Source organism: Myxococcus eversor (genome assembly GCF_010894455.1).
In the GTDB taxonomy this organism is placed as follows: Bacteria; Myxococcota; Myxococcia; order Myxococcales; family Myxococcaceae; genus Myxococcus; species Myxococcus eversor.
In genome coordinates this window covers 141,956-163,365 of the sequence record NZ_JAAIXY010000006.1, presented here as the reverse complement: position 1 = coordinate 163,365, position 21,410 = coordinate 141,956, and the positions used below count along the sequence as shown (strand labels likewise).

Below are 21,410 nucleotides of genomic sequence, written 5' to 3'. Positions count from 1 at the left end.
GGCCAGTGGCCCGCGGTACAATCCTCGTCGAGAGGAGCCGTTGCTAGCTTCCGGGTCCACGATGCCCGGGGGTGAACCGTGAAGCTCCTCTCGAACAGCGCCATCGTCACGGGTGGCGCGCAGGGAATCGGTCTGGCTGTCGCCTCGCGCCTCATGCGCGAGGGCACCAGCGTGCTGGTTTTCGGACGAACCGAGACGAAGGTGGCGGACGCCGCCGAGCGCCTCAATCGAGAAGCGGAGGGGCGTGCTCGCGCCCTGCCTTTCGCGGGGGACGTGTGTCGGGCGGAGGACGTTGCCCGGGCTCACGCGTTCGCCACGGCGCACTTGGGGCTGCCCGGCATCCTGGTGAACAACGCGGGCTCGCTCTCCCTGACGCTGCTCGTGGACCTGCCCGAGGAGGAGCTGGACCGCGTGCTCGCGGTGAACCTCAAGGGGCCCTTCCTGATGATGAAGACGTTCGCCCGAGCGCTCATCGCCGAGAAGCGCGCCGGCGCGGTGGTGAACGTCTCCTCCGTTTGTCAGGAGGTGGCGACGGAGGGGTTCGCCCACTACTCCGCCTCCAAGGCGGCGCTGGCCCAGTTGTCGCGCTCAGCCGCCCTGGAGCTGGGGCGCCATGGCATCCGCGTCAACGTCGTCGCGCCGGGCGCCACCCTCACGCCCGTGGCCGCCGCCTTCATCGACGAGCCGTCGGTGCGCCGTGAGCTGCTCGCGCGCACCCCGCTGGGCCGCGCCCATGGGATGCCCGAGGACGTGGCCCGCGCCGTCGCCTTCCTGTGCTCCGAGGAGTCCTCCTGGGTGACGGGAGAGAGCCTCTTCGTGGATGGAGGCAGCCACCTGCGGGGCCTGCACAGCTACTGGGACACGCTGAATCCGCCCCGGTAGCCGCCGCCCGCCGCGGGGGCGATGCCCGTCGCGCCTCGCGCCAGCTCGTCACACACGAGCGCCTGGAGCCGGAAGGCCATGCGCGCCTCCTGGATGATTTCGCGCATCTCGTCCTCCTCCAGCTCCAGCCCGTCGATGCGGGAGTGGAGCCGCACGCGGAACTCCGTCAGCTCCGCGGGCGTGGCCGCGCCGTGGAACAGGGTGCCGCGCGCGTCCTCCAGCTCGAAGGCCCGGGCGATGACGCGCGCGCGCTCCGGCGCCGCGAAGAAGTCCAGCACGCATCGCGCATAGACATGGGCCACGAGCAGGTGCGGCGCGTCCTCCGCCACCTCGCGCAGCCGCTCCGCGTGAAGGCGGGTCTCCACGCACGCGAAGGTCTCCGTGCGCGTCTCGCCGCAGAAGTAGGCCAGGTCCGCCTCGAGCGCATTGGCGCGGCGCAGCTCCGGCATCAACAACACGGGCGTCAGCGCGGTGCGCGCCACTCGCGGCAGCACGCTCTCGAACGTGGCGTAGAGCACGTGGAGCTGGCGCAGGTAGCTGACGTAGTGCTGGGCCTGGACGAACTGGCCGTAGATGCCGTCCCAGGTGTCGACGAAGAGGGCTTGGAGGAAGACGGAGCGCTCGGCCTGCTCGTGGGCCCGCGCCGTGCCTTCCGCGAGCAACACGGACAGGGGCGCTGGCGTCACGCGCGGCGCGTCCGTGGCGAGCGCCTCCGCCTCGCTCTCGTTCAAGCGCCTCACGCGCGCGGATTGCTCCGTCCGCGACACCCGCAGGGTGCCGGTGGCGCTCACTGCTTCCACCCGCCCAGCAGTGACGGCGCGGACTCGGAATCGGACGCCTCGGCGTGCCCCCGCTCCGGCTCATCCAGGTTCTGCAGCGCCTCCGCCATCGTCAGGCCAATGGCGCGCAGCACCTCCTCCTCCACCCGAATCGTCACCGGCCCCAGGGCCAGATGGATGTGACCACAGGTGCAGCGCGTCACCTCGGCGCATGGCCCCCGTGCGAGCACCCTCTTGCCGCATCCCTGACCGAGCATCTCGTGTCTCCTTGATTTTGATTTTGATTATCGAAATCAACAAGATGATGCGCGAAACCCGAACGGGAGTCAATCCCGGGAGGTCTCGGTGGGGTTACGGCGTGTCGGTGGGAGACGGTGCCGTGTCGTCAGTGGGAGGCGGAGGCGCTTCCATCTCGTCTGTAGGAGACGGTGCCGAGTCGTCGATGGGAGGCGCTTCCGTGTCGGGCCCGGCGCCGAGCGGCTGGCGTTGCGCGTCTCGGAGGCCGACGAGGACGCTGGAGCCGTTGGCGGCGGCGCGCAGCTCGCCGTAGCGCGCCCGGGCGTAGCGGTCCGCGTGGCCTTCCTGGAAGAAGAAGGACTCGGCGCCCAGGCGTGTCCTGCCGTCGCGTCGGCGGTAGCGCAGCTTGAATTCGCCGGGGGCGAGGGGCTGGTCGGGACTGTCGATGCGCACGAAGCGGCCGACGCCGTGTTCGTCCAGGTTGAGCACGAGCAGGCCGGAGCTGGGGCCGGTGGGGCCGTCGGCGTTGAGGGCGCGGCTGACGGCGTAGTCGAGCACCATGTAGTCGCCCTGCATCAGCGAGCGCGGGTCCCTGGGGGCCAGCTCCAGCAGCACGCTCTGGCCGGTGGCGAGGACGTACTCCTTCTGGGCGACGAGGCCGAGCGGAACGAGGAGCGCGAGCGCGAGTCCGAGGAAGAAGAGCTTCGAGCGCATCAGTGTGCCTCCGCCGTCGTCGTGGGGGCCGTGGGGGGACGCCGCGCGAGGGCCTGGCGGAGCGCGAGGAAGACGAGTCCGCTGCCCGCCAGCGCGATGGCCTTGGCCAGCAGGGTGAGGCCCAGGTCGTAGTAGTACCAGCCGCCCGAGGCGAGGAGGAACGCGACGGCGAGGCCGAGCAGGATGTTGCTGCGGCGGTGGAAGCCGAGCGTCAGCAGGCCCACGGCGGTGATGACGGCGGGCGTGTGAGGGGTGAGCAGGGCCGTCACGGTGAGCGCGGCGAAGACGGCCGCGCCCGCGCCGCCCGCCGGGTCCAGCTTCAGCTCCTTCATGACGTTCCACGCGGTGAAGAGGGTGATGGCGGTGAGGCCCACGGTGAGGGCCGGGAGGGGCAGGGCCGCGCGGTCGAAGAGGAAGGTGCCGACGACGTCGGGAATGCCTCGCGCGAGCAGCACCATGGGGATTCCGCTCGCGAGCGCGAAGCCGGCGGGGCCGACGAGGTCGCCTCGGGGGCCGGCCGTCAGGCGCGACTGGAAGAGGAAGAGGCCGTGCATGAGCGCGGCGCACGCGAGGATGCCCACGTCCAGGCCCACGCCGCCGAGTCCATCCCAGAGGAGGAACAGCGCCGCGCCGCCCATGTTGAGCGTGGCGAGGAAGCGCAGGATGGGGTCGGGGAAGGTGAAGAGCAGGGCCGCGCAGACGACGAAGTGGGCGATGGCGGGGATGCTCTCTTCGCGGGACAGGATGGCGATGCCGGTGGTGATGAGGCCCACTCCGGCCAGCGCGAGGGCGAGGGCGAGCTGTTCGAGGAACGCGCCCTGTCCCGAGCGTCGGAGGAAGGTGGCGCCGACGCAGAGCAGGACACCGAGGATGATGAGGGCGGCCTCTTCCTTGTAGAGGCCGGTGCAGCCGAAGAAGCTCAAGAGGAAGCCGGCGGAAATCCAGGCGCCGAAGCCCGCGAGGGCTTTGACGAACCAGGGAGTGGCCGTGCTGGTGCGCTGGTGGACTTCGAGGGTGGCGAGCGCGCGGGCCTCGGCGTGTTCGTCGAGCTGACCTTCGCGTTGGAGTCCTTGGAGGACGTCTCGAAGGGAGGGACGCAGGGACATGTCAGGACTCCTCGGAGGCGCCGGTGGCGCGGGCCTCGGCGCGCAGCCAGCCGACGGCGAGCGCGACCTGACCGATGACGACGAAGGGGAGGATGAAGAGGGTGAGCTCGTCGGCATCCATGTCGGAGATGAGGATGCGGCCGACGGCGGTGGTGACGAGCGTCATCAGGCACAGCAAGCCGAGGGTGAGCAGGAACAGCTCGCCGCGAAGGTGGCGGTGGAGTGCGTATTCGGCGGCGAAGGTCGCGAACATCAGGAGGAGGGCGACGACGGCGCCGGGGCCGACTTCGGAGGGGATGACGATGAAGGCCACCGCGGCGGCGAGGAGCGGAGCGACGGTCATCACCGCGAGCACACGAGGCATCCACCGGTCCTGGAGCCACGGAACGCGCAGGTTGGCGAAGTGTTCGTAGGTGGCCCAGGCGAAGCCGTTGAGGAGGCCAAGGCCTACCGCGAGCCAGGTGATGAGCCGGTCCGAGTCTCCGAGGACCTGTTGCTGGAAGAGGATGAGGCCGGTGTTGGCGAGGACGACGAGCAGCAGCCACAGAGGTGGGAAGCGCGACATGGCGACCCACGGGAGGATGAGGAAGGCCCAGCCGACGAACAGCTCATACGCGTCCGCGCCCGTCTGGTAGGCCTGTCCGTAGACGGCGAGCAGCGCGCCGACGAGGACGGCGGAGGCGAGCAGGCAGAACTGGCCGGCGAGTCTGTCGCCGAACTTGCGAGCGCCCAGCGCGGTGCCGGCGATGGCGGCGGCGATGAGGCCCATCTTGCCGAAGCGGTGCAGGGCGGCCCAGTTGTAGGCGAAGAAGTAGATGATGCCGGAGAGCACCAGCAGCGAGCCGAGTGCCAGGAGCGTGGACGACACGAAGCCGCGCCACGCATCGGCGGGAGGCGAGGCGGTGGACAGGTAGAGCGCGCGCTCCAGGTTGGCTGGAGGGATGACTCTGGCGTCCGTCAGCGCGCGGAGGCGCTCGGGTGTCGCATCGAGGTCGAGGAGGTCTTTCGGCACGGCCGGGCAGTCTAGCCAAGACGCGGTCGGCACGGGGGCCGCGCGGGCCGGTTGCGAGCCCAGGCGGGTTCAAGAAGGGGCGTGGTAGGTTGCCCGCGTCGCGAGCAGTCGAGGTCGGGTGGTGCCGTTCGAGAGGGAGCGGAGTCCATGTCCCAGGTCTCACCTGCCGCGCTCCGAGTCATGACTTTGTGGGTCTGCGTGGTGCTGGCCGGGTGCTCGACGACGAGCACGGGACGGCGCGCACGGACTGGCCGCTACGAGCAGACGGTGGACTCGGCGACGAACGCGTGCATGAAGAACCCCGCTTGCTACACGCAAGTGGGCGACGATGCCGTGTTGCCGTGGCTGTCGCGCGCTGCTTCGGAAGCGCGGACGGTGGTCGCGACGCTCCGGTTCCTGGAGGCGGCGGAACTCGCGCAGGTGGAGGCGGTGCTCATGGACTGTGCGAAGCAGGCAAACTTCGAGGTGAATGAGCGGATGCTGGGGGAGGGGAAGAGGCCGACGCGGGAATGGTGTGAGAAAGAGGCGCGGCGTGATGCCAGGAACAACGTGGTGACGTGGGCGATGGAAATGGGAAGCGCCAAGCACGAGGTCGCGTTGGAGTGTGCCCGGGCACGGTTGGGTGCGCGGTTCCCAGGGAACGCCAGCGTGGAACCTCGTTGCTTCCGCGACCCGAAGACGGGCGGTCTGCGGTTGCTCGACCCCGAGGAGGTGCGCCGCTGGATTGAGGACGGCTTGTTCCATCTCCTGTCGGGAACGCTCGTTCCGGACATTGTCATCCATGCTTCGGGAAATCCCCTCTCCGTGTAGAGGGTCTACGACTTCAAATTTCCGTGTGCGGATTCGAGATTGCCCGACTGGGGTCGAACTTCTGCAACGGATAGTTCTGGAAGACGACTCACGCAAGGGGAGCTGTACGATGCGGTCCTGACGCCAAGGCTGCGATCTGTCCGCGTCTCACCTGGACAAGGGATCACAAGATGAGTCCACGATACCCGCGGATATGTTTGCCGTTCCTTGTTGAAACGGAGGATGAAGAGATCGTCATCCTGCGAGACAGTGTGAGCATCACCTTTTATGTGGACCACAATCACAGCGAGATTGCGCAAGCAGTGAAGAAGTCGTTGTCCCGCTATGAAGCTGCGGTGGGGCCCGAGTCGCTTGCCAGTTACGTTGATGATGATGGTGACTGGCGGGAACTTGACGCGAAGGGGCGGGCGTTCGTTCAGGCAGAGTTCGAGGCACCGCTAGGCGCGCGCATCAAGCTGAGTGATGGTTCAACGTTGTTGAGTCATTCATTCAGTTATCGAGGAGAGTCCCCAATAGAGTCCTGGGGAGAGTCCGAGCAGCACCGGCCTATATCGTCGGTGGAGTTCTACCTGCCCACGGAATACTTGCTTGAACATGGAGCGGGCCGAGTTCGTGACCTCTCCATGGAGCTGGGGGCGGAACTGCCCTTTGTTTCGGGACACGCAGGACTGTCATTTCACATGGCTGCTTGGATGCGAGATAACACACCCGTCGTTCGGGACCTGAGCCAGCGCCACCCGGGCTTCGACCTCCCAGGAATGGACGAACTCCGTCGCGTCATGGGTTCAAGAACGCGTGGGGCCTCCTGGCTCACCTTCCTGGGCCAGCCCATCCTCGGAGGGCTGGGGGGCGTGGCGGGGCTGCGCGCTCAACTGAAATCTCCGGGCACCACCGTGCAGGAAATGTCGGGAGACCGAGCAGTGGTGTCCCTGGGTGAGTGGCCAGAGGCTGGGGATCTAGAGACTGGAGACACGCTGCCGCACTACCGTGAGTTGGCGCGTGTCCTCGAACCGTGGATGTACACCCACGGCGACGCGTACTGGGGAAACCTCACCCCAGAAGAAATCCATCGCTGGGAGCGCCGCTTCCTTGATTGACTCGCGACGGTAAGGACACCTCCATGCTCCACGTCGGACGCCGTCGCTACAGTCGCTTCGTCGCTCGCTGCTGCCTCGTCTTCACCTGGAGCCTCGTCGGCACCGCCCACGCCCACTCCGCGCAGTCCGCCGCTCCCGCCATGTCCTCTTCCTCCGTCACCATTCCCGGACCCCAGGCGCTCGCGGCGCAGTGGGAACAGGTCCACTCGAAGGCGCTCCCAGTGGCGCCGCTCGTCCGGCACCCCGACGTGGAGCAACACCTCAAGGCCCTCCAGGCCCGCGCTCCCGACTTCTTCCAACTGGAGGTCGCGGGACACTCGGTAGAGGGACGCGCGCTCTACCACGTCACCCTGGGCACCGGCCCCCGCCACATCCTCCTCTGGTCGCAGATGCACGGCGACGAGCCCACCGCGACCACCGCGCTGCTGGACCTCTTCGAATATCTCCGCACCCATCGCGAGGACCCCTGGGTCTCCCGACTGCTCTACAGCCTCACCCTGCACGCCGTGCCCATGCTGAACCCCGACGGCGCCGAGCGCTTCCAGCGCCGCAATGCCCAGGGCATCGACATCAACCGGGACGCCCTCGCGCTCCAGACGCCCGAGGCCCGCACGCTCAAGTTGCTGCGTGACAAGCTCCAACCCTCCGTCGGCTTCAACCTCCACAACCAGGGCTGGCGTCACGCGGTGGGGGACACCGGTCGCCCCGCCTCCATCTCCCTGCTCGCCCCCGCCTTCGACCGTGCCCGGAGCGACAACCCCGGACGCATCCTCGCGAAGAAGGTCTGCGCGGTGATTCGAGACGCCGTGGAGACGCTCGCTCCCGGGCAGGTGGGCCGCTACGACGACTCCTTCGAGGTGCGTGCCTTCGGCGACAACATGACGCTCTGGGGAACGCCCACCGTCCTCATCGAGACCGGAGCGTGGCTGTCCCTGCCACCCGACGAGCCCCTCGTCCGCCTCAACTTCGTCGCGCTCGCCACGGCCCTCGATGCCCTCGCGAATGGCCAGGCCGAGAAGGCCGACGTCGCCCGCTACGACTCCATCCCCGAGAACGAGAGCTCCGGCCTCGTCCACCTCCTGCTCAAGGGCGTCGGCATGTTCGGCGCGGACGGCAAGCCCTTCACGGGCGACGTGGGCATCGCCGTCAGTCGCGCCGTGCGAGGCCAGGGCAAGAAGCTCCAACTCGCGCACGTCGGCAAGGTCGAGGAACTCGGAGACCTGCGCATCCTCGGAGCGCTCGAGACCGTGGATGGCAAGGGACTCTTCGTCGTGCCGCTGACGGGCAAGGGCGTAAAGCCCGGGGACACGTACCGACTCACGCGCCCCGCGAAGCAGTCCCTGTCCCTGGGCCAGCGCGCGGACCTGATGCTCCTGAAGCCGCTGGAGTCCTCCGACACCTACCGTATCGAGCGCGTCATCCGCTTCGACCCCTGATTAGCCCACGCACTACGGTGCCTCCGCGTCCAGGAACGCCTTCAGCTCCGGCAACACGCGCTCCGGACGCTCCTGATGAGGACTGTGCGCCGCATCCACGCGCAGCAACCGCGCCCGAGGAAACCGCCGCACGGCCTCCTCGGCGAGTGACAGGGGCAGGACGTCCTCGCGCTCGCCCCAGACGAGCAGCACGGGCACCTTCACTTCCACCAGTCGCTCTCTGTGGTGGAACACGGGCCCCGTCAGGGGCACCAGTCGATTGAAGGCCCGGGTCGCCGCGTCGCGCCCGCCTGGGGCCGACACCAGCTCGTACCCCAGCTCTCCGAGCCGCTGTCCCAGGGGCGTCGGCACCGGAGGCATCATCCGTGCCCAGGCCCAGGGGCCCAGCGAGCGCGCCAGTCGCTCCGGCCCCGCGTGGAAGAAGAGGCGCGCCTTGCGCTCCAGCTCCGGCCCCAACCCCATGCCGTCCACCAGCACCAGCCGCTCCACCGGCACGCGACCCCGCAGTGCCAGCTCGAGCCCCACCAGCCCGCCCAGCGAGTGGCCCACCACCGCCACCGGCCCGGGGGCGAGTTGCTCCAGCAACGCCTCCACGGGGTCCGTGAAGAAGCGCACCCCCTCCTCGGCCGAGCGGACGGGCTCCTCGCCAGGAGACGACATCCCGAAACCGGGCAGGTCCACCGCCAGCACCCGGTGTCCCCGCGCCAGGGCCGTCAGGTACGCGAACCAGGTGGAGGCCGCCCCACCGCGCCCATGGAGGAGCACCACCGTGGGGCCCTGTCCCCCCTCCAGCACCCTCAACGCGCCCCCTCCGGGCACCCAGTGCACCGTCGCCTTCACCATGGGAGAGAGCTGGGCCAGCAGGCCGGCCTCCACCGGGCCCGCCGTGGGGGACTTCGCCAGGGGGGAGCCCTTCACGAGGGGCTCCGAGTCCCCACCAGGCGGCGCGGAGTGCTACAGAGGGTGGGGGGAGCGGGAGCCATGGGGTGGAAGCCCTCCGGGGGGCTGGCTCGGAACTTACTGGAATGCCCGGCCTTCTGCGGTGTTGAGCCCGATACCCGGTCAACCCTAGGCTGCCCGCCGCCAGTCCTTACCGAGGCGTCATGAACACGGACATCCGCGCGCTAAACGAACGCGTGCAGCAGGAAAGCAGCTTCGTCGAGGTCCTCAACCAGGAAACCGGCAAGGTCATCGTCGGCCAGCGCTACATGCTGGAGCGCATCCTCATCGGCTTCTTGTGCAATGGCCACGTGCTGCTGGAAGGCGTGCCCGGTCTCGCCAAGACGCTCACCGTGCGCACCGTGGCGGACGCCCTCAGCGCCAGCTTCATGCGCATCCAGTTCACCCCGGACCTGCTGCCCGCCGACGTGGTGGGCACGATGATCTACAACCAGCAGGCGGCGAACTTCACCGTCCGCAAGGGTCCCATCTTCGCCAACATCGTCCTCGCCGACGAAATCAACCGCGCCCCCGCCAAGGTGCAGTCCGCCCTGCTGGAGGCCATGGCCGAGCGACAGGTGACGATTGGCGACCAGACCTTCGGGCTGCCCTCGCCCTTCCTCGTCCTCGCCACGCAGAACCCCATCGAGCAGGAGGGCACCTATCCGCTGCCCGAAGCGCAGGTGGACCGCTTCATGCTCAAGGTGAAGGTGGGCTACCCCACGCGCGACGAAGAGAAGGTCATCATGGACCGCATGTCCGGTGGCACGACTCCGCGCGCGCAGAAGGTCATCGCGGTGGAGCACCTCATCCGCGCCCGCGAGCTCGTCCACACCATCTACATGGACGAGAAGGTGAAGGAGTACATCCTCAACGTGGTGTTCGCCACGCGCGAGCCCGGCAAGTACGGCCTCAAGGACCTGGCGGACTACATCCAGTTCGGCGCCTCGCCGCGCGCCACCATCTCCCTGGCGCAAGCCGCGCGCGCGCACGCCTTCCTGCGCCACCGGGGCTTCGTGACGCCCGAGGACGTCAAGGCCATCGCCTTCGACGTGCTCCGCCACCGCATCGCCATGACGTACGAGGCGGAGGCAGAGGACCTCACCCCGGAGAAGATCATCCAGCGCGTGTTTGATCGCGTCGAAGTTCCCTGACCGCCCGACGAGCGCCCCGTGCTGCCCAAGGACCTCATCCGCCGCATCCGCAAGCTGGAGATTCGCACCCGCAAGGTGGTCTCCGACATGCTCGCGGGCCAGTACCACTCGGTCTTCAAGGGCCGGGGCATGGCCTTCTCCGAGGTGCGGCAGTACCAGCCCGGGGATGAGATTCGCATCATCGACTGGAACGTCACCGCGCGCATGAACGAGGCCTACGTCAAGGTCTTCACCGAGGAGCGCGAGCTGACGGTGATGCTCCTGGTCGACGTGTCCGCCTCCAAGGAGTTCGGCTCGCGCGAGCGCACCAAGTCGGAAATCGCCGCCGAGGTCGCCGCGCAGATTGCCTTCAGCGCCATCGCCAACAACGACCGGGTGGGGCTCATCCTCTTCTCGGACCGGGTGGAGAAGGTGGTGCCGCCGCGCAAGGGCCGCACGCACGTGCTGCGCCTGGTGAGCGACATCCTCACCTTCCAGCCGGTGGGCAAGGGGACCAACCTGTCCACCGGCCTGACGTACCTGACGCAGGTGGCGAAGCGGAAGGCCGTCACCTTCCTCGTCTCCGACTTCCAGGCGCGCGACTACGAGAAGCCGCTGCGACTGGTGGGGCGCAAACACGACCTCGTCCCGGTGGTGGTGGAGGACCCGTTCGAGGAGGCCTTCCCGCGCCTGGGGCTGGTGGAGATGGAGGACCCGGAGACGGGAGCGCGCTTCGTCGTGGACACGAGCGACCCGGGCGTGCGCGGCCGCTATGCCCGGGCGATGCAGGGCGCGCGCGACGAGCGCCGCAAGCTCTTCAAGAAGCTGGAGCTGGACCACGTGGAGCTGCGCGCCGGAGATGACCACGGCAAGGCGCTCGCGCAGTTCTTCCGCGCGCGGGCCCGGAGGATGGCGGCATGAGCCGGTGGATGGCCCTGCTCGCGGTGCTGCTGTGCCTGGGGACGCTTCCGGCGGGGGCCCAGGCCCAGCCGACTCCCCCCGGCGCGCCCGCGCACGAGGTGACGCAGCCCCTGGACGTGTCGGTGCGCGTGGAGCCGCAGCAGGTCCGCATCGGCGACCCGTTCACCTACCACGTGGTGCTCACGCATCCGAAGGACCACCGCTACGAGCTGGCGGTGCCCAAGGAGACGGGCGACTTCGAGTTCCTGGACCAGACGCGCCAGCGTCATGACGGGCCGGAGTCCACCACCACGACGTTCGCCGTGCGCCTGTCCGCCTTCGCGCTGGGCACGGTGCAGGTGCCGCCGCTCGAGTTCGACGTGTCCACGCCGGAGGGCCCGCGTCACTACTCGCTGCCGGGCCGTCAGGTGGAGGTGGCCGCCACGCTGCCTCCGGACGCGGAGGGCAAGGGCGCGGACCTGTTCGACATCCAGCCGCCGCAGGAGGTGCCCATCCGCTCGTGGCGGCTGGTGCTGACGCTGCTGGGCGCGCTCGCCGCGGGCCTGTTGGCGTGGGCGCTGTCGCGCTGGTGGAAGAACCGCCCCAAGCACGTGAACCTGCCGCCGCCCTTGCCGTTGGACGTGCGCACGCGCAAGGCGCTGGACTCGCTCAAGGCGGAGAACCTGCCAGGGCGCGGCCACGTGAAGGACCACTACTTCCGCCTGTCCGAAATCATCCGAGGCTACCTGGGCGAGCGCTACGGCTTCGAGGCGCTGGAGTGCACCAGCACGGAGCTGATGGCCTCGCTGCGCAAGCTGTCGCCGCCCGGGCTCCCCGAGGACAAGCTGATGCGCTTCGTGTCCGAGTCGGACATGGTGAAGTACGCCCGGGCGGACGCCTCGCCCGAGAGCTGCCGAGACGCGCTGCTGTTCGGCTACGAACTCATCGACAAGACCTACGTTCCGCCCCCGCCGCCTCAGGCTCCCGCCAATGCCGCCGCTCCCCGCGTTCAATAACCCCGAGGCGCTCTGGGGACTGCTGCTCGTGCCGCTCCTGCTGGTGCAGGCGTGGCGGGAGCGTCGCAACCGCGCACCCCTGCGCTTCTCCGCGGCGAACGTGTTCGCCCGAAGTGGCAAGGGCCTGCGCACGTACATGCTGCCGCTCCTGCCGCTCTTGCGCGCGGTGGCCGTCGCGGCGGCGGTGCTCGCCATCGCCCGGCCCCAGGTGCGCGACTCGCGCGTGCGGGACTTGTCGGTGGAGGGCATCGACATCGTGGTGGCGTTGGACCTGTCCACCTCCATGGAGGCGGGCGACTTCCGTCCGCAGAATCGCCTGCATGTCGCGAAGGAAGTGCTCAGCGAGTTCATCGCCAACCGCGTGAATGACCGCATCGGCCTGGTCGTCTTCGCGGGCGCGGCGTACACGCAGGCGCCGCTGACGTTGGACTACGGCGTGCTGAAGGAGGTCATCAAGCAGCTGCGCACCCGCGTGCTGGAGGACGGCACGGCGATTGGTGACGCGCTCGCCACGTCGCTCAACCGCCTGCGGGACTCGGAGGCGAAGAGCCGCGTCGTGGTGCTGATTACGGACGGCGACAACAACGCGGGGAAGCTGTCCCCCATGGACTCCGCGAACATGGCGCAGGCGCTCCATGTGCCCATCTACACCATCCTGGTGGGCAAGGGCGGCAAGGTGCCCTTCCCGCAGGGGACCGACCTGTTCGGCAACACCGTGTGGCGCGAGACGGAGATTCCCATCAACCCGGAGCTGATGCAGGACATCGCGGACCGCACGGGCGGCGAGTACTACCGCGCCACCGACCCCGAGGGACTGCGCCGGGGACTCCAGAAGGTGCTCGACTCGCTGGAGCGCTCCAAGCTGATGGAGGGTGGCGCGTCCGCGACGTACCGTGAGGAGTTCCATCCGTTCCTCCTGGCCGCCTTTGGTCTCGCCGCGCTGGAGTTGCTCCTGCGCGCGACCTTCCTGAGGGTCTTTCCGTGACGCCCGTGGAACCCTGGCGCTTCACCCTGCTCGGCTATCAGGCGGGAATCGCCCAGCCGCTGTATCTGGGCCTCGTGTTGGTGGGCCTGCTGCTGGGCCTGCTCGCGCTGACGCTGTCGCTGCGGCGCCGCTCGCGGGTCCGCGCGGTGCTGCATGAGCGGCACGCGGAGCGCTTCACGCCGGGCATCTCCGTGTGGCGTCCGACCTCGCAGGCAAGCCTGTATGGCCTGGGGCTGGCGCTGTTCGGCTTCGCGCTGGCGCAGCCGCAGTGTGGCACCAAGAGCGAGCTGACGAAGCGGCGCGGCATCGACGTGGTGGTGGCGCTGGATGCGTCCAAGTCCATGCTCGCGCGCGACGTGCAGCCCAGCCGGCTGGAGCGCGCCAAGCTGGAGCTGACGACGCTCCTGGACGAGCTGAAGGGCGACCGCGTGGGTCTCGTTGTCTTCGCGGGGGATGCGTTCATCCAGTCGCCGCTGACGTCGGACTACTCGGCGGTGAAGCTGTTCTTGCGCGCGGTGGACCCGGAGGTCATGCCCCAGGGCGGCACCAACGTGGGCGCTGCGTTGCGGCTCGCCAGCCAGGTGCTGGAGAACGCGGACCGCGGCTCGAAGGAGCGCGTGGTGGTGCTGCTGTCGGACGGCGAGGACCTCGTCGGCGAGGTGGGCGAGTCCACCGATGCGCTGAAGGAAGCGGGCGTCCAGGTGCTGGCGGTGGGCGTGGGCTCCGAGTCCGGTGAGCCCATTCCCGTCTACGACAGGCGCGGCGAGTTCGCGGACTACAAGAAGGACCCGGCGGGCGACACGGTGATTACGCGCCTGGACCGCGCGGGGCTGACGGCCATCGCGGAGGCCACGGGTGGGGCCTTCTTCTTCCAGCCGCGTGGCGTGGCGATGAGCCAGGTGGTGGAGCGCATCGACCAGATGCAGAAGAGCGAACTCGAGAGTCGAGTCACCGTCCGCTACGACGAGCGCTTCCAGTCCTTCGCCATTCCCGGACTGGTGCTGCTCGCGCTGGGAATGATGTTGCTGCCGTCCACGCGCGGGAGGTCGTCATGAGGGCGAGCCTCGGGGCGCGGTTGCTGGTGTGCGTGGCGTGCGTTGTCCTGCCGCTGTCGTCGTTCGGCGCGGGGCCGCTGGAGAGAGACCATCCGCGGGTTCAGCAGGGCCGCGAGGCGTATCTGGCGGGCCGCTACGAGGAGGCGCTGAAGGCGTTCGAGGACGCGAAGAAGGAGCGCCCGAATGACCCGGCGGTGGACTTCAACCGGGGCGACGCGCTGGCGAAGCTGGGCCGGGTGAAGGATGCGCAGGAGGTCTTCCGAGGTGTGACGGAGTCCAACCGTCCCGACCTGCGACAGAAGGCCTGGTACAACCTGGGCAACCTGGCCGCGACGACGGGCGACAGGGTGGAGGCGCTGAAGTCCTACCGACGCGCGCTGACCCTGGACCCGCAGGACATGCAGGCCCGGCACAACTACGAGGTGGTGCTGCGCAACCTTCCTCCGCCGCAGGACAGCTCGGCGGATGGTGGCTCGGATGGCGGGGGGGACTCCGGCACGGATGGCGGGAAACCCGACGGTGGCGAGGACGGCGGCACCAAGGCGGACGGCGGGAGTCCCGTGGATGGAGGGGGCACCGACGGAGGTGAGGATGGTGGCTCGGACGGTGGTGCCGATGGCGGCGCTGACGGTGGCGCGGATGGCGGGGGAGATGGCGGCGCGGACGGTGGTGGAGACGGCGGCGCGGATGGTGGCGACGGCGGGCAGGAGGGTCCTCCGCAGAAGGGTGATGGCGGCAGCGACGGCGGCTCCGACGGCGGTCAGGATGACGGCGAGGGCGACCCGAAGGACGGTGGGACGGATGGGGGCAGCGAGTCCGAGGGTGACGCGGAAGACTCGCGCGCGGATGGTGGAGTGAGTCCATCGGAGCTGGACCGGCAGGAGGCGGAACGCCTGCTGGATGCGATGAAGCAGAACGAGAAGAATCTCCAGCTCTGGCGTTTCCAGCAGAAGAAGAAGCCGAGGAAGGCCAATGAGAAGGACTGGTAGCAGCGGCCCCGTGGCGGTGCTCGTCGGGCTGGCCCTGCTGGCCTCGGCGCCGGCGTGGGCGGCGGGCCTCGAGTTCTACCAGACGGTGAACCGCGAGGAGGTGGGCAGCGAGGACACCTTCCTGCTCACGGTGGTGACGGTGGATGCCCCCGCCGACGCCAAGGTGAAATTGCCGGCGTCGGACGACTTCGAGGTCGTCAACAGCTCGCGCAGCACGCAGCGCTCCGTCTCCTGGTCCGGTGGGGGTCCCGCCAACATCCAGGACGTCACCAAGTACGTGCTGGTGATGCGGGCCAATCGCGCGGGGAAGCTGACGATTCCTCCGTCGGAGATGACGACGGGAGGCAAGACGCACCGCACGGACTCCGTGCGCATCGACGTGAAGCCGGGGCGGCTGGGCCCGCCTCCCGCGCAGGCCGGGCGGCAGCGTCTGCCGGACCCCTTCGCCCAGATGCCCTCGCGGCTGCCGGACCCGTTCGCGGACGAGCCGGAGGACGAGCCCACCATTCCCCGAGGGGACTCGGACCTGTTCCTGCGCTCGAGCCTGGACCGGGACGAAATCTTCGTGGGCGAGCAGGTGACGCTGTCGCTCTACATCTACTCGCGCGTGGACCTGTCCAGCGTGGACGCCGTCACCATGCCCAAGCTGGAGGGCTTCTGGACGGAGGAGGTGGAGAGTCCCACGCAGTTGTCGGGCGAGCAGAAGGTCGTCGACGGCGTGCCGTACCGCGCCTATCTGCTGCGCCGCCGCGCGCTCTTCCCGGTGAAGTCGGGCACGCTGAACATCTCACCGGCGGAGGCGGATATCACGACGGGCTTCCTCTTCGCGGGACACCGCGTGCACCGCGTGTCCAACGGGCTCAAGGTGAAGGTGGCGCCGCTGCCTCCGGGGGCGCCGCCGGGCATGTCCAACGCGAACGTGGGCCAGTGGCGGCTGTCGGTGGACGTGTCGCAGACGCGCGTGGAGCTGGGCCAGCCCGTCACGGTGAAGGTCATCCTGGAGGGCACGGGCAACGTGAAGAACGTCACCCCGCCGAAGCTCACGGGCCCCGCCGCGCTGAAAATCTATGACCCCACGACGACGGACAAGGTGACGCCGCAGCGCAACCGGGTGCAGGGGCGCCGCGTGGTGGAGTACCTGGTGATGCCTCAGCGCACGGGCAACTTCACGCTGCCGGGGTTGGAGTTCCCCTTCTTCGATGCGCGCACGCGCAAATACGAGGTCGCGAGCACGGACCCCATCAATGTCACGGTGGAGTCCGCGGCGGGCGGCGCGACGCTGCCTCCCACGACGTCCGCGCATGTGGCGGACTCGGCCAACGAGCAGAAGAACGTGCTGACGTCGGGTGGGCTGCGGCCGGTGCGCTACCAGGCGCGCTTCGTCGCGCCGGCCGAACCGCTGTGGAAGCGGGGCTTCTTCGTGCCGCTGGTGCTGGCTCCGCTGGGACTGCTGGCGGGCGCGGCGCTCCTGGGGGGCGTGCGAGGCCGCCTGGCGACGCGCTCCGAGGCGGACAAGGGGCGTCAGCAGGCGAAGGCTTCGCGCAAGCGACTGGCGGAGGCGGAGAAGCTGCGGGCCGGGGCGGACGCGGGGGCCTTCTACACCGAGGTGGAGAAGGCGCTGCACGGCTTCCTGGGCGCGCGTCTGGGCGGTCCGGTGATTGGCCTCACGCGCGAGGCGATTGGCGAGCGCATGACGGCGGCGGGCGTGGCGCAGGAGCGTCGCGCGCGGGTGCTGTACGTGCTGGAGGCCTGTGATTTGGGCCGCTATGGCGGCGGGGGGGATGCCGCCGCGCGACAGAAGGTGATGGATGCCGCGGTCGCGGCCATGGAGGGCTGGGCGTGAGCGAGTACTACTCACCGGAAGAGGCGCAGGACGTCTTCCTGAAAGCCAACGAGGCCTACGCGCGAGAGGACTACGCGGTGGCTCAAGCGGGCTACGAGAAGCTCCTCTCGCACGGCCATGGCGGCGCGGACGTCCTCTACAACCTGGGCACCACGCACCTGGCGCGGGGAGACCTGGGCCGGGCGGTGCTCTCGCTGGAGCAGGCCCGGAAGCAGGGCGGCCGCGCGCCGGACCTGGAGGCCAACCTGGCGGTGGCGCGCGCGCGTCAGGTGGACAAGGTGGTGGGCGCCACGGCGGAGGAGGAGTTCCTCCCGCGCGTGACGGCGGCCACGGAGGGCACCGTGGTGGCGTGGACCTTCCTGGGCACCTGGGTGGGCGCGCTGCTGCTCCTGCTGGTGTGGCGGTGGCTGACGCCAGGCCGTCGCACGGGCGTGGGGGTGGTGGCCGCGCTGTTGTTCGCCGTGGCGGTGCCCTCGGGCCTGCTGCTGGCCGCGCACGCATGGGTGGAGGAGACGGTGCACGAGGCGGTGGTGCTGACCCCCACGCTGGTGGCGCGCGAGCTGCCGCAGCCGGGCGCGCGCTCCATCTTCGAGGTGCACGCGGGCCTCAAGGTGCGGCTCCTGGAGGAGACCGGACGCTTCGTGCGCATCCGCCTGCCAAACGGCCTGGAAGGTTGGGCCGAGCGCGAGGGCGTGGCGGAAATCTGAGCGTTCCGCCGCACGCGTTCACGAAACCTGGTAGCGCGCCCGACACCGGGATTAGACTGGCTTCAAGGAATAGCATGTTTTCCCTGGAGGTCGTGGCCCTGTGTTTGAAGTCGAGGCCCTTGTCGGGAAGAACCGACTGGTGGTGCGCATCTGGGGAGACATCGCCAAGGACGAAGCTCAGCGCGTCGGTGACGCGGCGGTGCGCGCCATTGACCGGCTGCGTCCGCGGTTCGACCTGCTGTCGGACCTGAAGGGCGTGACGTCGCTGGACCCGGAGGGCACGGCGCAGTTGCGGCGAATCATGGAGGCCGCGAAGGCCCGGGGATTCCGTCGCGTGGTGCGGGTGGTGGGCCGCTCGTTGGATGCGGCGCTCCTGTTCGAGCGCACCAGCCGCGAGCTGGGCTACGACGCGCACCTGGCCTTCTCGCTGGAGGAGGCGGAGCGCCTGCTGGACAACGGCGCTCCTTGAGCGGCGGGCCGCTCAGCTCCGCTTGCCGGTGAGGCGGGCGAAGAGGCCGGGCTTGCCGCGGTCCTTGCGCTCACCGGCGGAGGCCGCGGCCAGTCCGGTGACCTTCAGGAGATTCTGCTGGAAGACGGTGTTGCCCGGCTCCAGCTCCACCGCGCGCTCCAGCAGCTTCGCCGCCCGGAGGTAGTCCTTGCGCTGGTGGACGAGGATGAGGGCGAGCTTGCTGTGGAGCGCCGCGGCCTCGGGTGCCTGGTCGATGGCCTTGGTGAGGACCTCGATGGCGCGGTCCACGTGGCCTCCACGCTCCAGCCGCACCGCGCGCTGGAGGAAGTCCTCCGTCGCCGACACGGGCACGGGCGCGTCCAGGGGCAGGGTGGGGCGCGCGGGGCGCGGCGCGCGTTCGGGGGCGGCGGGCGTGGGGCTCGCCGTCGAGGGGAAGGGCGCGGCGGGCAGCGTGGGCGCCGAGCTCGCGGTGAGGCGCGGGGCCGGTGCGGGACGAGGAGGCAGCGGCGCCACGGCGGGGGCCGTCACGGAGAGGGGGGCGACGACGCGGCTCGACCCGCCCAACCCGCCAGGGCCTCCTCGCGTCGCCGGAGCGGGTCCGGTGCGCGAAGTGGCGGGCAAGGGTGGTGGGGCCTGAGGCGCTCTCGGGGGCGGCGCGGGCGTGCTGGGATGGGTGACGTGCTCGGCGACAGCGCCAGGCGAAGAGGCCTGACCGACGGCGGGCCGCATGTTGCGAGTCGGCTGTGGGCGTGACGTGGGCGGGGCGCTCGGGCGGGGCCGCTCGCCGGGCGCGGTGGCCCTTGGGGGGCGTGGAGCGGGATGCGTGAGGGGCTCCTCGTCGCCGAGCGCCATGGGAGACAGGTCGTCCTCCTCCGCGCCCAGGGCCATGAGCATGGCGGGCCGCTCCCCGACGAGCGTGGGGGCGTCCTCCTCCTGGAGCGTGGAGGGCTCCAGGTCGTCGAACCCGGGTGCCTCCGGGGTGAGGAACTCGCTGCCGTCCAACAGGGGAAGCTCCTCCGTGCGGCTGCGCCGGGGCGGGCTGACAGGCGCGCGGTGCAACTCCAGCACCCCTCGCTCCAGCAGGGCCTTGAGGACGACCTTCACCTCGATTTCAGGCAGCCGGGCCGCGAGCGCGAGTTGGGGGACGGCGTGGACTCCGTCGACGAAGGACGCGATGTGCGCCTCGAACGGGTGCAGGGGTTGCAACGCGATGTCCAGCCCGGCGCGCAGGTGGGGCACGGTGTTCGCGTCCATGGGCACGGTGAAGCGCGCGGTGGCCAGGTCGTGCGCCGCTGGACGCTGAGGGGGCGGCCTGGGCACCTCCATGGTCCTGCTGCGCTGGGGCGGAGAGAGCAGGGCCCGGACGATGGTGGGCTCGGTGATGATGTACTCCCCGCTGGCCTGCTCCGGGTCCAGGAGCAACCCGCAGTGCTCGCACTGGAAGTCGTCCCCTTCCACCGTGCCCCTGCACTCTGGACATTCTAGTTTTGCGGCCATTTCGGACCCATCATAGCGCCCCAGGCCCCCCATCACCCGACGCCCCCAGGGGCGGGGTGGAGATGGTTCTTGGGTGGGGGAAGGCGGGAGGGGAAGGCGGCTTCATCCCTCTGTCAGACAGGCTGATGGGTGGGCGGGCGCGGAAGTCGGGCGTCCCCGCGGCCACGGGCTTACAGAGGACCGATGCATGGTGCTCCACACAAATGATGGGGCGACCCTGGTGTGGGTGGTGTCGGCGGGGCTATACCGCGCGCGGCAGGTGGCACCGGCAGTGGGGGTGGCGCGCCCGCGAAGCATCGTCCCTCTGAGGTTCAGAGTCGCGCCGGAGAAACATGGTTGGCATGTCCCAGGCACCCTTCCTCATCCTGCTCGTGGAGGACGAACCGGTCATCCGGGAGCTGGTGCGCTCGATGTTGAGCGACGGCTCCGTGGAGGTGGTGTGCGCGGCCAACGGGCTGGAGGGGCTGAAGCTGGCGCGCAGCCGGAGCTTCAATCTCATCCTGATGGATGTCGTGTTGCCGCAGCTCGACGGCATCTCCGCGTGTCGCATCCTGAAGAGCGACCCCGTCACCGCGACGGTGCCGCTCTACATGCTCACGGCGAAGGCGAAGAAGTCGGACATGGAGAGCGCCACGCTGGCGGGCGCGGACGGCTACATCCACAAGCCCTTCCGAGGCGCGGAGCTGATGGCGCTGGTGGAGCGGCTGCGCCAGGCGCCGCCCCGCTCGGAGCAGGCCTGACGCGACGGGGAGGGACGTCCCCGCTCAGGGCAGGCGCGGGTGGAGGAAGCGCGCCAGGGCGATGAGGTCGTCCCAGTCGAGCTCGCCGAACTCCAGGGCCACGCCGTCCGCTTCGCGGCGGCGGATGGTGCAGGTGGTGACGATTTCCTTGTCGCCCGGCAGCGGCAGGCTCAGCGTGAGCTCGCGCTGGGCGTCACCGGGGTGCGCGAGCAGGAACAGGCCCGCCATGGAGACGTCTCGGGCGCGAGCCATGACGGCGCGTCCGGGCAGGAGCACCTTCACGGGAAGGGCCGCCTCGACGCGCGGGTGGAAGCGCTCGGCGATGGGGGGGCCACCATTGGAAGTGTGCATCGGCTCGGCTCCTCACGACTGCGACAGGGTGCGACAACTCTGAGGCAGGCTGCGTGCGAGGCAAGTTTCCGTCCGCGCGGCGCCGTCCCATCGGCTGGACGCTCTTCCCGGGCCTTGGAGTTTCGTGCGCGTGCGTGTCGTGCCCAGGCGCGCGGGATTGCTTGGGTTTTCGGCTGGCACGTCGCCTGAACAGCCCCGCCGGCATCCCGTCGCCGGAGGCAGCACTTGGAACCGAACCACCGCAGGCTTCAGTCCCTCAACATCACCGCCACGATGCCCCGGCAGACGCCGCGCAACGACTTCGGCACGGTGCTGGCGCACGCGGCGCATCAGGTGGTGAGCAAGGGGGCGGGAATCGTGGGCGGGATGATTCCGCAGGGCCCCATCCTGAGCGCGGCTGTCTCCAGCACGAAGATGGCCATCTCCTCGGTGGTGCCGATGGGGACGACGACCGCATCGGGTGCGTCCACGTCGTCCACGTCCACGTCGGGCGCGGGAGCTTCACTGGGGGCGCCGACGGGCAACGGGGACGCGTGGGATTTGCTGGAGGCGCAGAAGGCGCTCAGCGCGGATGGCCAGAAGTTCAACGCGGCCTATCTGCAGCTCCAGAACGAGATGCAGCGGGAGAGCCGTGAGCACAACGCCATCTCGAACATCATGAAGGTCCGCCACGACTCGGCGAAGGCCGCCATCAACAACATCCGCTGAGAGGA

General features: G+C 69.5%; 23 protein-coding genes. 15 read left to right on the top strand and 8 right to left on the bottom strand.

What is annotated here, in order from left to right; translation table 11 throughout:
• The first annotated feature begins 78 nt into the window (after positions 1–78).
• Positions 79–882 carry an SDR family NAD(P)-dependent oxidoreductase gene (locus tag G4D83_RS14240; RefSeq protein WP_163865282.1) on the top strand — a complete coding sequence of 268 codons (804 nt, stop codon included), beginning with the start codon at positions 79–81 and terminating at the stop codon, positions 880–882.
• Here the strand turns inward: G4D83_RS14240 and G4D83_RS14235 are convergent.
• The 5 genes from G4D83_RS14235 to G4D83_RS14215 all read right to left on the bottom strand — a co-directional run bounded on the left by G4D83_RS14235 (position 852) and on the right by G4D83_RS14215 (position 4,730).
• The gene (locus G4D83_RS14235; RefSeq protein ID WP_338041916.1) at positions 852–1,622 is read right to left on the bottom strand and encodes a biliverdin-producing heme oxygenase; all 771 of its coding nucleotides are present in this window, start codon (positions 1,620–1,622) and stop codon (positions 852–854) included. The two genes, G4D83_RS14240 and G4D83_RS14235, sit on opposite strands and share 31 nt — an antisense overlap.
• Before the next feature lie 47 nt (positions 1,623–1,669).
• The gene (locus tag G4D83_RS14230; RefSeq protein ID WP_163865280.1) at positions 1,670–1,918 is read right to left on the bottom strand and encodes a hypothetical protein; all 249 of its coding nucleotides are present in this window, start codon (positions 1,916–1,918) and stop codon (positions 1,670–1,672) included.
• 94 nt (positions 1,919–2,012) lie between these two features.
• Positions 2,013–2,612: a GDYXXLXY domain-containing protein gene (locus G4D83_RS14225; RefSeq protein WP_163865279.1), complete on the bottom strand. Its 600-nt coding sequence runs from the start codon at positions 2,610–2,612 to the stop codon at positions 2,013–2,015.
• Positions 2,612–3,718 carry a DUF4401 domain-containing protein gene (locus tag G4D83_RS14220; protein ID WP_163865278.1) on the bottom strand — a complete coding sequence of 369 codons (1,107 nt, stop codon included), beginning with the start codon at positions 3,716–3,718 and terminating at the stop codon, positions 2,612–2,614. Before G4D83_RS14220 ends, G4D83_RS14225 begins: the two co-directional genes overlap by 1 nt.
• A gap of 1 nt (position 3,719) precedes the next feature.
• Positions 3,720–4,730, bottom strand: coding sequence for a DUF2157 domain-containing protein (locus G4D83_RS14215; protein ID WP_163865277.1), 1,011 nt, complete (start codon positions 4,728–4,730; stop codon positions 3,720–3,722).
• A 180-nt stretch (positions 4,731–4,910) separates the two neighbouring features.
• Between G4D83_RS14215 and G4D83_RS14210 the strand changes: the two genes are divergently transcribed.
• From G4D83_RS14210 to G4D83_RS14200, 3 genes are all read left to right on the top strand, one after another.
• Positions 4,911–5,540 (top strand): hypothetical protein, encoded by a 630-nt coding sequence (locus tag G4D83_RS14210; protein ID WP_163865276.1) that lies wholly within the window; start codon positions 4,911–4,913, stop codon positions 5,538–5,540.
• Between the two features lie 170 nt (positions 5,541–5,710).
• On the top strand, positions 5,711–6,637 hold the full coding sequence (locus G4D83_RS14205; protein WP_163865275.1) for a type VI immunity family protein: 927 nt from the start codon (positions 5,711–5,713) through the stop codon (positions 6,635–6,637).
• A 23-nt stretch (positions 6,638–6,660) separates the two neighbouring features.
• Positions 6,661–8,073 (top strand): M14 family metallopeptidase, encoded by a 1,413-nt coding sequence (locus G4D83_RS14200; RefSeq protein WP_163865274.1) that lies wholly within the window; start codon positions 6,661–6,663, stop codon positions 8,071–8,073.
• Positions 8,074–8,085: 12 nt separating this feature from the next.
• Here the strand turns inward: G4D83_RS14200 and G4D83_RS14195 are convergent, their stop codons facing one another.
• Positions 8,086–8,991 (bottom strand): alpha/beta fold hydrolase, encoded by a 906-nt coding sequence (locus tag G4D83_RS14195; RefSeq protein ID WP_240356321.1) that lies wholly within the window; start codon positions 8,989–8,991, stop codon positions 8,086–8,088.
• Positions 8,992–9,176: 185 nt separating this feature from the next.
• On the opposite strand from G4D83_RS14195, the gene G4D83_RS14190 reads away from it, so the two are divergent.
• The 9 genes from G4D83_RS14190 to G4D83_RS14150 all read left to right on the top strand — a co-directional run bounded on the left by G4D83_RS14190 (position 9,177) and on the right by G4D83_RS14150 (position 18,109).
• A complete protein-coding gene (locus tag G4D83_RS14190; RefSeq protein WP_163865273.1) occupies positions 9,177–10,166 on the top strand; it encodes an AAA family ATPase in 990 nt (329 codons plus the stop codon).
• 18 nt (positions 10,167–10,184) lie between these two features.
• On the top strand, positions 10,185–11,066 hold the full coding sequence (locus tag G4D83_RS14185) for a DUF58 domain-containing protein (protein WP_163865272.1): 882 nt from the start codon (positions 10,185–10,187) through the stop codon (positions 11,064–11,066).
• Entirely contained in the window at positions 11,063–12,061 is a 999-nt protein-coding gene (locus G4D83_RS14180; protein ID WP_163865271.1) for a BatD family protein, read from the top strand. The genes G4D83_RS14185 and G4D83_RS14180 overlap by 4 nt, the downstream gene beginning before the upstream one ends.
• Positions 12,036–13,046, top strand: coding sequence for a vWA domain-containing protein (locus tag G4D83_RS14175; protein WP_163865270.1), 1,011 nt, complete (start codon positions 12,036–12,038; stop codon positions 13,044–13,046). The genes G4D83_RS14180 and G4D83_RS14175 overlap by 26 nt, the downstream gene beginning before the upstream one ends.
• Positions 13,043–14,101: a VWA domain-containing protein gene (locus tag G4D83_RS14170; protein ID WP_163865269.1), complete on the top strand. Its 1,059-nt coding sequence runs from the start codon at positions 13,043–13,045 to the stop codon at positions 14,099–14,101. The genes G4D83_RS14175 and G4D83_RS14170 overlap by 4 nt, the downstream gene beginning before the upstream one ends.
• On the top strand, positions 14,098–15,090 hold the full coding sequence (locus tag G4D83_RS14165; protein ID WP_163865268.1) for a tetratricopeptide repeat protein: 993 nt from the start codon (positions 14,098–14,100) through the stop codon (positions 15,088–15,090). Before G4D83_RS14170 ends, G4D83_RS14165 begins: the two co-directional genes overlap by 4 nt.
• Positions 15,074–16,933 carry a BatD family protein gene (locus G4D83_RS14160; protein ID WP_163865267.1) on the top strand — a complete coding sequence of 620 codons (1,860 nt, stop codon included), beginning with the start codon at positions 15,074–15,076 and terminating at the stop codon, positions 16,931–16,933. Before G4D83_RS14165 ends, G4D83_RS14160 begins: the two co-directional genes overlap by 17 nt.
• Positions 16,930–17,640, top strand: a complete 711-nt coding sequence (locus G4D83_RS14155) for an SH3 domain-containing protein (RefSeq protein WP_163865266.1) — start codon at positions 16,930–16,932, stop codon at positions 17,638–17,640. The genes G4D83_RS14160 and G4D83_RS14155 overlap by 4 nt, the downstream gene beginning before the upstream one ends.
• A gap of 100 nt (positions 17,641–17,740) precedes the next feature.
• Positions 17,741–18,109, top strand: a complete 369-nt coding sequence (locus G4D83_RS14150) for an STAS domain-containing protein (protein ID WP_163865265.1) — start codon at positions 17,741–17,743, stop codon at positions 18,107–18,109.
• A 12-nt stretch (positions 18,110–18,121) separates the two neighbouring features.
• Here G4D83_RS14150 and G4D83_RS46055 read toward each other — a convergent pair whose 3' ends face one another.
• Positions 18,122–19,567 carry a tetratricopeptide repeat protein gene (locus G4D83_RS46055; RefSeq protein WP_240356320.1) on the bottom strand — a complete coding sequence of 482 codons (1,446 nt, stop codon included), beginning with the start codon at positions 19,565–19,567 and terminating at the stop codon, positions 18,122–18,124.
• A 371-nt stretch (positions 19,568–19,938) separates the two neighbouring features.
• On the opposite strand from G4D83_RS46055, the gene G4D83_RS14135 reads away from it, so the two are divergent.
• Positions 19,939–20,346: a response regulator gene (locus G4D83_RS14135; protein WP_163865264.1), complete on the top strand. Its 408-nt coding sequence runs from the start codon at positions 19,939–19,941 to the stop codon at positions 20,344–20,346.
• 24 nt (positions 20,347–20,370) lie between these two features.
• Here G4D83_RS14135 and G4D83_RS14130 read toward each other — a convergent pair whose 3' ends face one another.
• On the bottom strand, positions 20,371–20,697 hold the full coding sequence (locus tag G4D83_RS14130) for a PilZ domain-containing protein (RefSeq protein ID WP_163865263.1): 327 nt from the start codon (positions 20,695–20,697) through the stop codon (positions 20,371–20,373).
• A 273-nt stretch (positions 20,698–20,970) separates the two neighbouring features.
• On the opposite strand from G4D83_RS14130, the gene G4D83_RS14125 reads away from it, so the two are divergent.
• A complete protein-coding gene (locus G4D83_RS14125; RefSeq protein ID WP_163865500.1) occupies positions 20,971–21,405 on the top strand; it encodes a hypothetical protein in 435 nt (144 codons plus the stop codon).
• Positions 21,406–21,410: the final 5 nt, after the last annotated feature.